Consider the following 14,505-nt stretch of genomic DNA (forward strand, 5'->3'; position numbering starts at 1 on the left):
AACAACATGAACTGGATTTTTTCATTTTTGGCCGCAGCCCTCATATGTAGCAGCGCAGCAGGCCGCCAACTAAGTATTTACTCAACAGGCTTCGGTGATAACGCAGAACAGATCATTGAACAAGCCAGGTTTTATGCCGATGAGCTAAACATTGCGTCCGGGCAGCCTCTCATCGTTATGGTGATGCTTTCTCACAACTTGCCGCACAATATCAGCGGCATGATGGTGCACGGCGAAAATGAGGTGCTTGAAATGCGAAACGTAATGATCAAGCTCAATGCTGCACTGCCCACTGACGACTTGAACCGGGCGCTCGCCCACGAAATGGTGCATGTGGCGCAATATGCCAGGGGAGATTTGATGCGGATAAACAACACCATGTTTCGCTGGCAGGGGCAGCTGATATTTGATTCGGCAAGCATTCCCTACCGGCAGCGAAAATGGGAAAAGGAGGCTTTTTCGAAAGAAGAAGAGCTGAAAAAGGGTTACAAAAAACTAATCTCCCACTAATAGAAGCCCATTAACCGGAGATGATGAATTTTTTTGGTTGTTAGATGTGATGTAGCATAGGTATATTCAGCTTTTAGTTGTTAATATACCATGTCACAATCACTGAAACCTATCCTGGCGCTATTACTGCTCGCACTTCCTTACATGCTCACCGCTCAAAAGGAGGCTTACCTGAAAACAAAAGACATCCTCTATTACGGCGCCATTCACGACCTGGAAAAGCCCGACCCCAACAAAGTCACATTCGAGTTTAACAACGGCAATAAGAAAGATTTTACGCCGGACGAAGCGCTTGAGTTTGGCCTGCCCGACGGTAGAAAGTGGGTATCGAAAGAATATGAGGGTAAAAAACAGTTTTTCGAAGAACTTGAAAATGGGAAGGTGGCTTTGCTGCTTCAGGAGCAGGGCAAAAGCAAGTCCTATCTGCTGGAAAAAGGCGAAGAAATAATCGCTCTGGGTGAAGACAATGGAGATGAAAATTACTTTAAAGACGTGCTTGCAGCGCAACTGGAAGACTGCTACCTGACGGAAAAGACGATTGGGCTGGCAAAATACAAATCGGCCAACCTAAAGTATTTCATTTCACAGTATAACGACTGTGTGCACAAGCCATTCCCTAAGTTCAGAATAGGCCCTGTAGTAGGCGTGAGGATTTACCAAAACATAATTGAAAGCAAGTTTTTTCCGCAAGTGCCAGAGGAAATGGTCACGATGTCTTTAGGCGCAATCGTAGAAATTCCGATTTCATATAGCCCACAAATACTGCTCGTCACACAACCCATGGTAGCATATCATTCGTTTACAGCCACCAACAACAACTATAGCCCCGAAGATGCTACTACGTCCTACAACACGCATTACTTAAAGCATACTGATCTGGATATACCGATTATGCTAAAGTACAGATTTGCGAACTACAAATTCTCTCCTTATATCCAAGCCGGACCAGCATTACAGCTAGGCATCTCAACAAAGGCCTATTCGCTGTCCGATAAGGTAAAACTCCAAAATGGTCAGTTTGAACTAATTGCTGAGGACGTTTATGTCGACTCCGGCGCCTTGGCCAACAAATATCTCGGTGTATCTGGCGGAGCAGGTGTTGAAATCCCGATCAATTCTTATATAACCTCCGTCGTTGGTGTCAACTACTCTATCTACACCGCTGACGTAGACACCGGAAGCAATAGAAAAACCTACCCTGAGTTCTTTGTAGCGGTGACTTTTTGAGTAATACCTAATTTTCTTAGGTATTTACTTGACAATACATAAGACTTCTATATATATTTGCCTTATGTATTCGAAAGAACTATTAAAAGGAACTCTTCAAACCATCGTTTTGAAGTTGCTGGCAGAGAATGGCAGGATGTACGGTTACGAAATCACTCAAAAAGTGAAAGAGCAAACTGAGGGTAAAATACAGCTCACTGAAGGAGCCCTGTATCCCTCTTTGCACAAACTCGAAGCCGAAGGGCTGCTGGTGACTGAAACCGTCAACATTGGCAAACGTATCAGGAAGTACTACTCTTTGACGCCAAAAGGCAACATACAAACTGCCAGTAAACTAGAGGAGTTTGCCAGCTTTATCAGCACGATGCAATTTTTATTGAACCCCAAAACCTCTTAAGTCATGAGAGAACTCACAGAAGCACAAATCAAAACCGTAGAACAGGCAATCGCTGCTCAGTGTGGCAACACAATCCTTGGCAATGAGCTGCTTGATCACACCTGCTGCGCCATAGAAGCATACATGGAGGGAGGGCACTCATTTGAACTTGCTCTCAATATCTCTCTGAGCACATTTGGCAAAAACGAAATGAAAAAAGTCAGCAAACAGGTGAAGAGAACCCGCCGTTACTACCAGTTGAAGAAGCAGCCTCTGGGCTGGATCACGCCTATGATGGCTATAGGTCTGCTTTTTATCGTGGTAAATGTAGGTGCCAAAGACAGGCCCGACAGAAAGCCAACAGACAAGGATTTCAGGGTCAGCTCCAAATTTGGCAAAAGAAATGATCCCTTCGACAAAGAAGTTAAAATGCACCAGGGAATTGACATTGTGACTCCGCTAGGCACTCCCATCGTGGCCACCGCTGACGGCTTGGTAGAGAAAGTAGTCGATGATCCAGATGGATACGGCATCATGGTCACACTTAAGCATGACGACGAATACCAGACAATCTACGCCCAGCTGTCTGAAGCCAAAGTAAAAGTGGGCGATAACGTAAAGAAAGGTCAGTTGATCGCTTTGTCGGGCAATTCAGGCAGGTCCACAGCCCCTCACCTCCACTACGAGGTAATACACAACGGAAAAAGAGTAGACCCATCGCAATACTTCGGCGAAGAAAAATAACAGGCACACTTCTCAATAACTAATCCGGTCTCCCATGATTGATACCATGCCTTCCAAAGCGGGTAAAAAGAAGAAGTCTGCCCTAAAAGACTGGGGAGAGTCTATCCTGTTTGCCGTCGTAGTGGCCACGCTTTTCCGCTGGCTGCTGTTCGAACAATTCATCATTCCCACGCCCTCAATGGAAGGAAGCATGCTGGTGGGTGATGTGATTGTGGTGAGCAAGCTGCACTACGGCACCCGCACCCTGGCCACGCCTATCCAGTTTCCGCTCACTCATCAAAAGTTCTGGGGCACCGAAATCCCTTCCTATGTCAACTGGATACAGCTGCCCATGTACCGGCTGCCCGGCTTTAGGGGCGTAAAACGGATGGAGCCGGTGGTCTTCAACTATCCGTACGAAGACCAGCACCCCACCGACCTGAAGTCGCACTGGGTAAAGCGGTGCGTAGGGCTGCCTGGCGACTCGCTGAAAATAGTCGACGGCCTGCTTGTGGTAAACGACTCTGTGATGCCATTGCCAGCTCACCTCCAGTCGAGCTATTTTATTGTTGGCAAGCAGCCACTGAAAGACCGTTTCTTTGAAGCCAACAACATAAGTGAGCATCAGGAAGTGAATGGTGGGTACTACGTGCAGACCGAACCTGCCACTGCCGAAAAAATCAAACAGCTGCCGTTCATTAGCAAAGTAGAGCATGTGGTAATGAACTACAGCTTCAGCGATTCGGCCAGCTTTCCTAAGGCAGCACCGCACGGCTGGACAACGGATAATTTTGGCCCGGTATGGGTGCCGGCAAAGGGAGACACTATTGAAATCAATGACCAAAGCCTGCCGGTGTACGGCGCTGTGATCGTACGCTTCGAAGGCTGGAAAAATGCAGAAATCACAGACGGAAAGCTCTATATTAACGGCTACGAAACGAGTACTTACACTTTCCAGCAAAATTACTACTTCATGATGGGCGACAACCGACACAACTCGGAGGACTCCCGCACGTGGGGCTTTGTTCCCGAAGACCACATCGTTGGTAAGCCAGTCATGGTGTTATTTTCCTCAGAGGAAGGGCCCTGGTATACATTGCCTGCCCGAATCCGCTGGGGCCGATTATTTAACCTGATCAAAGAATGAAAAACAAACTGCTTGCCCTGCTCCTGCTTGCCAGCCTTGGTGCGGTGGCACAAACTAAGACAATGGCTATCACTATCGACGACCTGCCAGCACAAATGGGAGGCCACGATTCCGTGACGTTGATAGAATTGAATGCAAGGCTGCTTGCTCACCTCACTGAGAGAAAGGTGCCAGCCATTGGGTTCGTTAACGAGCAGAAGCTGTACCGTGGCAGTAAAATAATTGACTATCGCTACGACATGCTGACTGCCTGGATCGGCAGTGGACTCGAGCTGGGCAACCACACCTACAGCCATATTGACTACAATCAGCTGACGCCAGAGCAATTTTTCGAAATCATTGAAAAAGGGGAACCCATCACTAAAAAATTGATGGCAGATGCCGGAAAGCCCTACCGATACTTCAGGCACCCCTACTTGCATAGGGGAAACACCGAGGAAAAGGTAAAAGCTTTGGAAGAGTACCTCCAAGCCCACGGGTACACCGAAGCGCCTGTCACCATCGACAACTCAGAATGGATTTTCGCAAGTGCCTTCGATAAGGCCTTCAAAGCATCGGACAAGGCGATGATGGACAAAATAGGCGCTACCTACATCAGCTACATGGCCGAAAAAGTAAACTACTATGAGCAGCAAAGCCTGAAACTTTTCGGCAGGCCCATTGCACACACTTTGCTCATTCACGAAAACCTGCTGAATTCGTATTATTTGGGAGCGCTGCTCGACGCCTATCAGGGCATTGGCTACAGTTTTGTTAGCCTTGCTGAGGCCCTGAAAGACGACGCCTACACGACGCCTGATCATTTTGTAGGAAACGCCGGCATCTCCTGGATGGACAGATGGGCCGTTACACAAGGAAAAAAGGGCGATTTCTTTAAGGGTGAGCCTCGCTGCCCCCAGTTTGTACTCGACTATTCCGGACTCTCAGAATAAAAAAATGAAAACCATATTTCTTCTCTTCTTACTCTCCTACTCGGTAGCGGCCTACGCCCAAATCGACGACGAAACGATTATCAGGAGGAATATCGCCGACTTTTCTGACGCCATAGTCCACAGGGACACAGAGGCCATTGCCAATGCCTACACTCCAGACGCATCGATCTTCCCAAATGGGTTTGACATCATCAAAGGAACCAAAGACATTAAGTCGTATTGGACACCAAGGCCAGGCACTACTACTACCTTCCACAAGATATATCCGGTGGAAATCGTCGTCAATGGCAGCACCGCCTATGATCATGGCTACTACGAAGTAAGCGGCATCAATGATGGCAACCCTTTTCAGGGCGTGAGGGGAAAGTATGTGATTGTTTGGAAAAAGCTGGATGGACAATGGAAGATCTACCTGGACATTTGGAACCGGGCTGTTTCAAAATGATTTTTCCGGCATCGCCTGCTGCCTTCTTCCTTCGCCTGCCCGGCTTATATATTTTCATCAGCCTCTCCAACTTTTTTGGACTATTGGTGAATTAGCCTACCTTTCGGCGACATTAACCACATTAGAAAAAAGTCCCCTTTTGATGAAAATTGCCATCCTGTCTCGCAATGCAAAACTCTATTCTACCCAACGACTGGTCGAAGCTGCCCTACAGCATGGGCACGAGGTAGATGTGATCGACCATCTGAAATGTATCATCATCACCGAGCAGAAAAAACCAGCCATTTATTATAATGGAAAATACCTGGAAAACTACGATGCCGTCATTCCAAGGATTGGTGCATCCGTGACCTTCTACGGGTCGGCTGTAGTCAGGCAATTCGAAATGAAAAAGGTGTTTTCCACAGTAGAATCTCAGGCCCTTATCCGTTCCAGAGACAAGCTGCGCAGCCTTCAGATACTCTCAAGAGACGGGCTTGGCTTGCCTAAAACGGTATTCACCAACTACAGCATGGATGTGGATGAAATCATTTCAGAGGTGGGCGGTGCGCCTGTCATCATCAAGCTTTTGGAGGGAACTCAGGGGCTTGGCGTGGTGCTGGCTGAAACAAAAAAGGCTGCTGCATCAGTTATCCAGGCTTTTCACAACCTGAAAGCCCGGATCATTGTGCAGGAGTTCATCAAGGAGTCAAAAGGGGCCGACATCAGGGCCTTTGTTGTTGATGGCAAGGTGGTGGGTGCCATGAAAAGGCAGGGGAAAGAAGGCGAGTTTCGTTCCAATCTACACAGGGGCGGTAGCTCCGACATCATCAAACTGAGCAAGGTAGAAACTGCTGCAGCCATCAAAGCGGCCAAAGCGCTTGGACTTCAGGTAGCTGGTGTCGACATGCTGCAGTCGTCCAGAGGGCCATTAATTATAGAGGTGAATTCATCGCCTGGCCTCAAAGGCATTGAGTCTGCCACCGGCGTTGACGTCGCCAGCAAAATCATCCAGTACATTGAAAAAAATGCCCCTTTGAGTAAAATTCAAAAGGACAAAATCAACGCCTAACGACGACGGTCAGGGTTGTCTGATTTGGCGCTCAGCTCATTCAGCATAGAATTGATGATGGAGAGGATAAGACTGAAGGCAAGTGCCCACCAGAAGTTATCTATGTAGAAACCATCAATAAAGTAGTCGGCAATCATAATGATCAGTGCGTTGATCACCAAAAGAAACAATCCCAGCGTTAAGAAAGTAATGGGAATGGTAAACAACACCAGAATTGGCTTTAGCGTTACGTTGAGCAGCGAAAGAAACACCGCCACCAGAAAGGCAACCCAAAATCCTTCGACAGTAACCCCTGGTAATAAGTAAGACGTAAGGATTACCGAAATAGCTGAGAGAAGAAGCTTGATCAGGAAATTCATAGGCTTATTAGTCCGTCTTTTATTTGTTTAATTCTTTCGTTAAAAGTAATCAAAGTATGGTCAAATCCCTCAATGGAAGCCGCTTTCAGATAATTCTCGATCACTTCCGGATGATCCGCTGACCGCCCTTTCATCACATCAATATAGCGAAGATGGGTCCATAGCACGGTCTTGAGCTGCGTCTTTTCCTTGTTGAGCATCACATATTCTACCAGCACATTCTGCTTGTCGTGCCAAATAATTCTGGAGATCAGTGTCACCCACTCCCCCATCATCGCTGCCCTTACATAGGCGATCTGGTGATTGTACACCACCCACGACTGCTTGTACTTGATGAAAATTTCAGATGGTTCGATGTCATAAAGCTTCGGCACCTGATCCTCTCTCGCATTGAAGAAATAATCGAAGTACTTGGCATTGTTCAAATGCTGCAGCGGGTCGCAGTCCTGAAAGCGAATCACTGCCTTCATTTCTGTCTCCTTTGGGTATTTCCTATTGGGGTCGTACTTAAACATAGGCTACAGGCCGTAACGTTCTTTCAATATATTCATATGGTGCTGCAAATGGCCGGCAGTAATGAATACAATCGCAGCCACACTAATTGACTTTCCATTGGAAACGCCCGTTCTCGAAATCGCCTCCCTTGTGAATGAAGCATAGAGCAGAATGTTGCTCTTCCTCAAATGGCTGAACTGCAACAGCAGGCTTTCAGCGCTGACCCCGGCAAGGTCACTTTCTTCAACATAGGCGTTCTCATCAAACCCCGGAAGCTCGTTTTTATCGCCTCTGGCAAACGTGGCCGCTCTGAAAGCAAACACCCTTTCAGCGTCGATAATATGGCCGAGCACCTCTTTTACCGACCATTTACCTTCGGCATACCGATAGTCCCACTGGTCTTTTTCGATTCTCTCAAGCATGAAAGAAAATGTGTGAAGCTGATCCTCGAGAATATGCAGCAAATTGCCTGATGGAAGTGCGTCGACATATTTGTGATAGAAAGCGGGATACTCATCGTAAGCCGGCCTCTGATCCAACACCTGCGAAACTAAATACTGACTCATAGTGAAACTATTTAAACCATTCTGAATACTTGATATAATTACCTGCCGTCCGTGTGAATACCTGACGAAGCTCCTCGCTTACAGGTTTTACTTTCCTGGCAGGAACTCCGGCGTAAATAAAGCCGCTTTCAACTCTAGTTCCCTCAAGAACAACTGCCCCTGCAGCTATCAAAGCCTCCGACTCTACCACAACTCCATCCATTACTATGGCACCCATGCCCACCAGCACATTGTCGTGTATAGTGCAACCGTGCACAATCGCATTGTGCCCAATCGAAACATTGCTGCCAATGGTGGTCGCAAACTTCTGGTAAGTACAGTGAATCACTGCGCCGTCCTGGATATTCGTATTGTCACCTATTTTAATGACATTCACATCCCCCCGAACAACCGCATTGAACCACACCGTACAATTGTTGCCCATTTCTACTTCACCGACAATGGTTGCGTTTTCTGCAAACCAACAGTTAACTCCGAAGCTGGGGTATTTGCCTTTTACGGCTTTGATTAATGCCATAGGAATGACTTTGCTGAACTTTTTCTTCTCAAAAAATATATAATACCGCAAACATAATTGCGCCCGGGTAGTTTACCAACCAAGCGCCATGCTATTATAGGCGATAAGCAATAAGAAATTGCTCTGTGGGTGTCAGCAAAGCAAGCGCAACTGAGTTTTAGGTAGGTTTAATTATTTGATGTATGAAAATAAGAAGGAGGCTTGTTGTCTCCTTTTTATTTTACTGCCATTCTGTCATTTTCATGCCCAATTGTTAACTTTGCACACTTATTGAATGAGGTGCTGCTTTTGCGCTCCCAGTTTGTGTTTAAAGCATATGGATCAAATAATTAACGACATAGACATCATCTCTCCGGAGGAAGCCGCCTGCGAGACTGTCAAAATATCAAAGGAGTCGAATAACCCCACAGCAAGAAAAATGTACATCGAGTCGTACGGCTGCCAGATGAATTTTTCAGACAGTGAAATAGTGACTTCTATTCTAAAAAAAGATGGCTTTGACACTACCTCTTCTTACGAGGATGCTGACCTTATTTTACTAAACACCTGCTCTATCAGAGAAAAAGCGGAGCAAACTGTCAGACACCGCCTTGGTCAGTTTCAAACCGTAAAAAAACGCAAGCCGGAAGTGCTCATTGGAGTGTTGGGCTGTATGGCTGAGCGACTAAAGTCAAAGTTGCTGGAGGAAGAAAAGATCGTGGACCTGGTTGTGGGCCCGGATGCTTACAGAGACCTCCCACTGCTGGTTGGGCAAGCCGAAGAAGGCGAAAAAGGCGTCAACACGTTCCTTTCAAGAGAAGAAACCTACGCCGATATCAGTCCGGTAAGGCTCAATTCCAACGGTGTAACAGCCTTTATCTCTATCATGAGGGGCTGCGACAACATGTGCTCCTTCTGTGTTGTGCCCTTCACCCGTGGCAGAGAGCGCAGCCGTGACCCCTACTCTATAGTGGCCGAAGCCACCCAACTGTTCAGCGATGGCTACAGGGAGGTGACGCTGCTGGGCCAAAACGTAGACTCCTATAAATGGTCCCACCTGGAAAATAACAAGGCAAGACTGGAGAAAGAGGGAATAGAGGACGTCGTCAACTTTGCCCACCTGCTCGAAATGGTGGCAAGGGTACATCCTGACTTGAGGATCAGGTTTTCTACCTCGCACCCAAAAGACATTACCGACGAGGTGTTGCATACAATGAAAAAGTATGACAACATCTGCAAATACATTCACTTGCCAGTTCAAAGCGGGAGCTCAGCCGTACTCGACAGGATGAACCGCACCTACGACCGTGAGTGGTATATCAACCGGGTAGGTGCCATTCGCCGGATACTCGGCGAAGATTGTGGCATTTCGTCCGACATGATTGCGGGCTTTTGCAACGAAACCGAGGAAGAGCACCAGGATACGCTGTCGCTGATGGACTACGTGACCTACGACTTTGCCTACATGTTTTACTATTCGGAGCGGCCTGGCACGTTGGCAGCAAAAAAGTATGTAGACGACATACCGCTGGAGGTGAAGAAACGCAGGCTGCAGGAGATCATCGATAAACAAAGGCTTCATGCACTGGAAAGAAATCAGCGAGAGTTGAATAAAGTACATACAGTACTGATTGAAGGAGCTTCCAAAAAGTCTGAATTACATCTTCAGGGCCGCAATTCAGCCAACAAAGTAATCGTTTTCCCGAAGGAGCATTTCAAAAAAGGACAGTATGTAGAGGTGCTGGTAAAAGAATGCACAGGCGGAACGCTCCTTGGAGAGGCCGTGAAGTAATCACACTTTTATTTTTGTTCACAGACGTTGATGGCAGTGAGAGACGAGGAAATTCAGAGTATAAAACAGAGGTTTGGTATCGTTGGCAGCAGTCCGGCGCTCAATCATGCTATTCAGGTAGCCTCGCAGGTGGCACCTACCGACATGAGTGTGCTCATCACCGGCGAAAGTGGTAGTGGTAAGGAATCCTTTTCCAAAATCATTCATTCGCTCAGTCACCGCAAGCATGGCCAGTTCATTGCCATCAACTGCGGCGCTATTCCGGAGGGCACTATTGACTCTGAGCTTTTCGGTCACGAGAAGGGCTCATTTACGGGTGCTCACGAAGCCCGAAAAGGATATTTTGAAGTAACCAACGGCGGAACAATATTTCTCGATGAGATCGGCGAAATGCCCATGAGCACGCAAGCCCGGCTCCTTCGGGTGCTGGAATATGGTGAGTTCATCAAGGTGGGCTCTTCCAAGGTGCAAAAAGGCGACGTAAGAGTAATAGCAGCCACCAACGTCAACCTGCTGGAAGCCGTAGAAAACAAAAAATTCAGGGAAGACCTGTACTACAGACTGAACACCGTCCCGATCTATGTGCCGGCGCTTAGGGAGCGGGGGGAAGACGTCGACCTGCTCTTCAGAAAGTTTGCAGCCGACTTCTCCGAAAAGTACAGGGTCACTCCTATCAAGCTAACTCCGGAGGCCAAAATCGTTCTACTCAAATTCAGATTTCCCGGCAACATCAGGCAGCTCAAAAACCTGGTAGAGCAAATGTCGGTGTTGGAAATGGAGCGGGAAGTGACTGCGGAAAGGCTGGCCACCTATCTGCCCCAAAATGAGTCAAGACTACCAGCGTTGCTGAGGTCGCAGGTAAATGGCGAGAGCTCATTCTCCGAAAGAGACATCCTTTACAAAGTCCTTTTCGACATGAAAAAGGACGTGTCTGAACTCAAAAAGCTTGTATTCAGGCTGCTGGATGATAGCGAAGGAAGCAAAAACGAAATTTTAAGAGATCATCAGAACCTCTTCGAAGACATGGATCAGGAGGTTGAGGACATAACTGACGAGCCCTCTTCTACTCCCTACCTTATTCAACCATCCCAATCCTCGTCTGGCCATTCGGGCAAGTATGACCCCAACCGGATCGAAGACATTACCCACGAGGCGGAAGATCTTGAGAAAGAATCACTTTCATTAGAAAAGAAAGAAAAGGAAATGATCATTCGGGCGTTGTTAAAAAACAACAATAAGAGAAAATATGCAGCACAGGACCTTGGCATTTCGGAAAGAACGCTCTACCGCAAGATCAAACAGTATGAGATTGAAGAATAGCCACCTGCTCTGTTTGCTGCTATTGCTTGGTGGTTTGTCAGGCTGTGGTGTCTATTCATTCACCGGTGCCAACATTTCACCTGATGTAAAAACGGCATCCATTCAAACCTTCTACAACAACTCACCGCTCGGCCCATCCAACATGAGTGTGCTCTTTACTGAAAAGCTAAAGGACTACTTCACTAAGAACACAAGCCTCACCCTGGTACAGGATGAAGGAGACTTGCAGTTTGAGGGCACCATCGAAAACTACACCCTGACACCGGTAGCACCCCAGGCCAACAACACATCCGGACTGAGCTATTCCGCCCTGACCAGGATCACTATTTCAGTGAAGGTTTCCTATACCAATACCAAAGACGAAACCTTCAACTACCAAAGCAGAAACTTCTCCTTCTACCGGGATTTTGATCAAAATAGCACCAACCTTTCATCCGAAGAGCAGTCATTCGTCGAAGAGATATTTGATCAGATCGTTCTCGATATATTTAATAGTTCTGTGGCTAATTGGTAATTTTTCATAACTTTCAATTGCCATAAACCTATTTACTGTGAACAAAAAAGAGGTACTGCAAATTATTCGCAATCCTAAAGCCATCACTATCGGTCAATTGAAGGACATTGAGGAGATGGCTGCAGACTACCCCTATTTTCAGGGAGCCCACACCCTCGTTGCCATTGGCAACAAGAGTCAATCGTCCCCCGACGCTCAAAAAAGCGTTGTGAAAGCAGCGCTGTACGCCACCGACAGGATGTACCTGAAAGAGCTTCTGGCGGGGAACATCAGCCAACCAGATACTGCCATCATCGAATCACCGCCAGTAGAGCCTGCAAATGAGGAAAAGCCCCCTGCTGAGCAACCTGAGGTGGTTAAAGAGCCGGTAGCAGAAACACCGCAGGCTCCTCCAGTGACAGTTGTAACGCCAGCACAAAAAGAAGAGGCTGAGGTACCTCCTTTTGAGCCGGATCCTGCACCATCCGACACCGACTACAGTTCGCATGAGCACCTAAGCGACTCGGAGCACGACGATCTTCTGAAGCAAGTGTTTGCCAACCTGGAGGCATTGAAAAAGACCAAGTCTCACTACCTTGAAGTGGAACGAAAGCTTGAAGATGCGGAATTTGAAGAGGCCCAGGCCAAAGCTGTAAAAAAGGCCACCAGTAACCAGGAGAAACCTAAACCCAGTCAAAAAAAAACGGTTAAAACTTCCGCCAGGGACACTTCGGCTACCAAAAAAAAAATAGCTAAAACTACCCCTTCAGGGCAGGCAAAGCAAAAATCTGCCGGAGCTACTAAGGACAAAGCAGCAGGCTCCTCAGCGTCCAAACCGGCAACGGGCAATACTGTTGCTAACCCCATAAAAAAAAACGATCAAGCAAGCATCATTGACGCCTTTATAAAGACCAACCCTTCGATCAAACCACAGACGCAGGAAAGTCAAAAAGTAGCTACAAAAGACCTTTCGGAGCCTTCACAAAAGTTGAAAGACGAACTGGTAACGGAGAATCTGGCCCTCATTCTCACCAGGCAGGGGAAAAATGAAAGAGCCGTTGAGGTTTATGAGAAATTAATTTTGAAAATTCCTGAGAAAAAGGCGTACTTTGCGGCTCGTATTGCAGATTTACAAAAATAACCCTTCATGTTAGCAGTAATAATAGGTTTAACAATACTCGCAGCTTTATTGCTTGTATTAGTAGTATTGGCACAAAATTCTAAAGGTGGTGGCCTTTCCAGCCAGTTTGGTGGAGCAGGCGCCAGCCAGGTAATGGGTGTGAAAAAAACAGGCGACATTCTTGAAAAAGCAACATGGGGCTTGGCTATCGCCATCATGGTTTTAAGTCTGTCAACCAATTTCTTTCTTGACACAGCCGCCAGAGACTCTGGAATAAATAGCCCCAACATTAACAGAGCGCAGGAGAAAACAATCATACCTGGCATGCCAACGGATGGTGGCGCTGAAGAAGAGGCTCTTCCGTTGAACCTGGACACTGACACTACTCAGCAGTAAAAAATACCGAAAAGTATAGAAGCCCAGTCGACTTGCGTTGGCTGGGCTTTCTTTTTTTAAGAGATACTGATATTTCGCACAAGTAGTCTTTTGGCTATTGGAAGTAGTGTTTCCGGCAACGGAAAAAACCGCTTGCTGACGATGGCGTAAGTGGCAGGATTGGGCAAGTCGGCAAACTTCTTCACCAGCTTGAGCTTGATCTGTTCGAAGGTGTTTGATAGCGTTCTTTCTTCTCTCTTCAGAAAATGAGTATTGATTCCCCTGAACTTCTCATTCGACTGCTCAAAGAAAGTGAGCTGATACTGATATATATTCACGTCGCTGCTCACATCCTGGCTTAAAAACAAGTAGCCTTCGTTGGTGTAAATGGGTGTAACGCCGACTGGCACAAACTCCAGGTTATTTTCCACAAACTCATAAATTTCCTTCCCTACCTCCAGGGCATTCTGAAACTTCGGCATCGCAAACTCCACAATACTCTCTATTTCAAGCATCAGATCGTCGTCCTCTACCAGCTTTTTGTAGGTAAGCTTCAGCTTGCTAAAATCGGCTTTGGAGATGGACTTAGGGAAGTTTTCATACAGCAACGACTTGTTGCTCTTTATGGTCATCAGGTTTTGGTAGTGAAAAACCATGTCTGACATAAACGGATAGAGCTTTTTGTCGTCGAAATTTGCTTTAACGTTCTTAAGGTAGGCCAAAAGCACATACTTCTTGTACTCAAAATCAATCAATCCATCGGTTAACCAATCCACTTTCAATTGTTCCATATTCGTTGATTTTTTTATCACACATCAAAATATAAAAAGCTTGAAGCAACGAGTCAAGTGGTTGCAGAAATGAAGTCAACTTTTCCGCCTCCTGGCTGACATTGCCTGTCGAGATTATGCCACGCAATGAAAATTTGTCAGGCATACTGTCATCTTTGCAAGCCAACACTGACAGTTGAGAGCCAAAATGGTTCAAATTGGCATGACTTGGCAGGCAAATCGTGAGTGGCACAAGATGTGCAAGCGGTGGTACATAGAATTTAAATAACCACTAAAATTCAAAACCA

Annotated in this window: 18 protein-coding genes; 13 read left to right on the top strand and 5 right to left on the bottom strand. The window is 46.7% G+C overall.

Going from position 1 to position 14,505, the window contains the following annotated elements:
* Positions 1–6: 6 nt before the first annotated feature.
* The 8 genes from AAC052_RS21210 (at position 7) to rimK (ending at position 6,411) form a co-directional block, all read left to right on the top strand.
* Complete coding sequence (locus AAC052_RS21210) at positions 7–510, top strand: hypothetical protein (RefSeq protein ID WP_339815412.1); 504 nt, start codon at positions 7–9, stop codon at positions 508–510.
* A gap of 90 nt (positions 511–600) precedes the next feature.
* Positions 601–1,737 (top strand): outer membrane beta-barrel protein, encoded by a 1,137-nt coding sequence (locus tag AAC052_RS21215; RefSeq protein WP_339815413.1) that lies wholly within the window; start codon positions 601–603, stop codon positions 1,735–1,737.
* 64 nt (positions 1,738–1,801) lie between these two features.
* Entirely contained in the window at positions 1,802–2,134 is a 333-nt protein-coding gene (locus AAC052_RS21220; RefSeq protein ID WP_317491402.1) for a PadR family transcriptional regulator, read from the top strand.
* Positions 2,135–2,137: 3 nt separating this feature from the next.
* On the top strand, positions 2,138–2,857 hold the full coding sequence (locus AAC052_RS21225) for a M23 family metallopeptidase (RefSeq protein ID WP_339815414.1): 720 nt from the start codon (positions 2,138–2,140) through the stop codon (positions 2,855–2,857).
* A 34-nt stretch (positions 2,858–2,891) separates the two neighbouring features.
* On the top strand, positions 2,892–3,983 hold the full coding sequence (lepB, locus tag AAC052_RS21230) for a signal peptidase I (protein WP_339815415.1): 1,092 nt from the start codon (positions 2,892–2,894) through the stop codon (positions 3,981–3,983).
* A complete protein-coding gene (locus AAC052_RS21235) occupies positions 3,980–4,915 on the top strand; it encodes a polysaccharide deacetylase family protein (RefSeq protein WP_339815417.1) in 936 nt (311 codons plus the stop codon). The genes lepB and AAC052_RS21235 overlap by 4 nt, the downstream gene beginning before the upstream one ends.
* Before the next feature lie 4 nt (positions 4,916–4,919).
* Positions 4,920–5,360: a DUF4440 domain-containing protein gene (locus AAC052_RS21240; protein ID WP_317491398.1), complete on the top strand. Its 441-nt coding sequence runs from the start codon at positions 4,920–4,922 to the stop codon at positions 5,358–5,360.
* Positions 5,361–5,502: 142 nt separating this feature from the next.
* Complete coding sequence (rimK, locus tag AAC052_RS21245; protein WP_317491397.1) at positions 5,503–6,411, top strand: 30S ribosomal protein S6--L-glutamate ligase; 909 nt, start codon at positions 5,503–5,505, stop codon at positions 6,409–6,411.
* Here rimK and AAC052_RS21250 read toward each other — a convergent pair.
* From AAC052_RS21250 to AAC052_RS21265, 4 genes are read right to left on the bottom strand one after another with little or no spacing between them, the layout of a single operon-like run.
* Positions 6,408–6,770, bottom strand: coding sequence for a phage holin family protein (locus AAC052_RS21250; RefSeq protein ID WP_317491396.1), 363 nt, complete (start codon positions 6,768–6,770; stop codon positions 6,408–6,410). The genes rimK and AAC052_RS21250 overlap by 4 nt on opposite strands.
* A complete protein-coding gene (locus tag AAC052_RS21255; protein ID WP_317491395.1) occupies positions 6,767–7,285 on the bottom strand; it encodes an acyl-CoA thioesterase in 519 nt (172 codons plus the stop codon). Before AAC052_RS21255 ends, AAC052_RS21250 begins: the two co-directional genes overlap by 4 nt.
* Before the next feature lie 3 nt (positions 7,286–7,288).
* Positions 7,289–7,831: a DinB family protein gene (locus tag AAC052_RS21260; protein ID WP_339815419.1), complete on the bottom strand. Its 543-nt coding sequence runs from the start codon at positions 7,829–7,831 to the stop codon at positions 7,289–7,291.
* A 7-nt stretch (positions 7,832–7,838) separates the two neighbouring features.
* Entirely contained in the window at positions 7,839–8,348 is a 510-nt protein-coding gene (locus tag AAC052_RS21265; protein ID WP_317491393.1) for a gamma carbonic anhydrase family protein, read from the bottom strand.
* A gap of 316 nt (positions 8,349–8,664) precedes the next feature.
* Here AAC052_RS21265 and miaB point away from each other — a divergent pair, with 316 nt between their 5' ends.
* Genes miaB through secG form a run of 5 tightly spaced genes read left to right on the top strand, consistent with a single transcriptional unit; the run spans position 8,665 to position 13,448 of the window.
* A complete protein-coding gene (miaB, locus tag AAC052_RS21270; protein ID WP_339815420.1) occupies positions 8,665–10,119 on the top strand; it encodes a tRNA (N6-isopentenyl adenosine(37)-C2)-methylthiotransferase MiaB in 1,455 nt (484 codons plus the stop codon).
* A gap of 30 nt (positions 10,120–10,149) precedes the next feature.
* Positions 10,150–11,439, top strand: coding sequence for a sigma-54 dependent transcriptional regulator (locus tag AAC052_RS21275; protein ID WP_339815421.1), 1,290 nt, complete (start codon positions 10,150–10,152; stop codon positions 11,437–11,439).
* Positions 11,423–11,953: an LptE family protein gene (locus AAC052_RS21280; protein ID WP_151999949.1), complete on the top strand. Its 531-nt coding sequence runs from the start codon at positions 11,423–11,425 to the stop codon at positions 11,951–11,953. Before AAC052_RS21275 ends, AAC052_RS21280 begins: the two co-directional genes overlap by 17 nt.
* Before the next feature lie 37 nt (positions 11,954–11,990).
* Positions 11,991–13,073: a hypothetical protein gene (locus AAC052_RS21285; RefSeq protein ID WP_339815422.1), complete on the top strand. Its 1,083-nt coding sequence runs from the start codon at positions 11,991–11,993 to the stop codon at positions 13,071–13,073.
* Between the two features lie 6 nt (positions 13,074–13,079).
* Positions 13,080–13,448, top strand: coding sequence for a preprotein translocase subunit SecG (secG, locus tag AAC052_RS21290; RefSeq protein ID WP_317491390.1), 369 nt, complete (start codon positions 13,080–13,082; stop codon positions 13,446–13,448).
* A gap of 56 nt (positions 13,449–13,504) precedes the next feature.
* On the opposite strand, the gene AAC052_RS21295 is transcribed toward secG, so the two are convergent.
* Complete coding sequence (locus tag AAC052_RS21295; RefSeq protein WP_317491389.1) at positions 13,505–14,218, bottom strand: hypothetical protein; 714 nt, start codon at positions 14,216–14,218, stop codon at positions 13,505–13,507.
* Positions 14,219–14,505: the final 287 nt, after the last annotated feature.

This window comes from uncultured Imperialibacter sp., from assembly GCF_963974565.1.
Lineage (GTDB): Bacteria > Bacteroidota > Bacteroidia > Cytophagales > Cyclobacteriaceae > Imperialibacter > Imperialibacter roseus.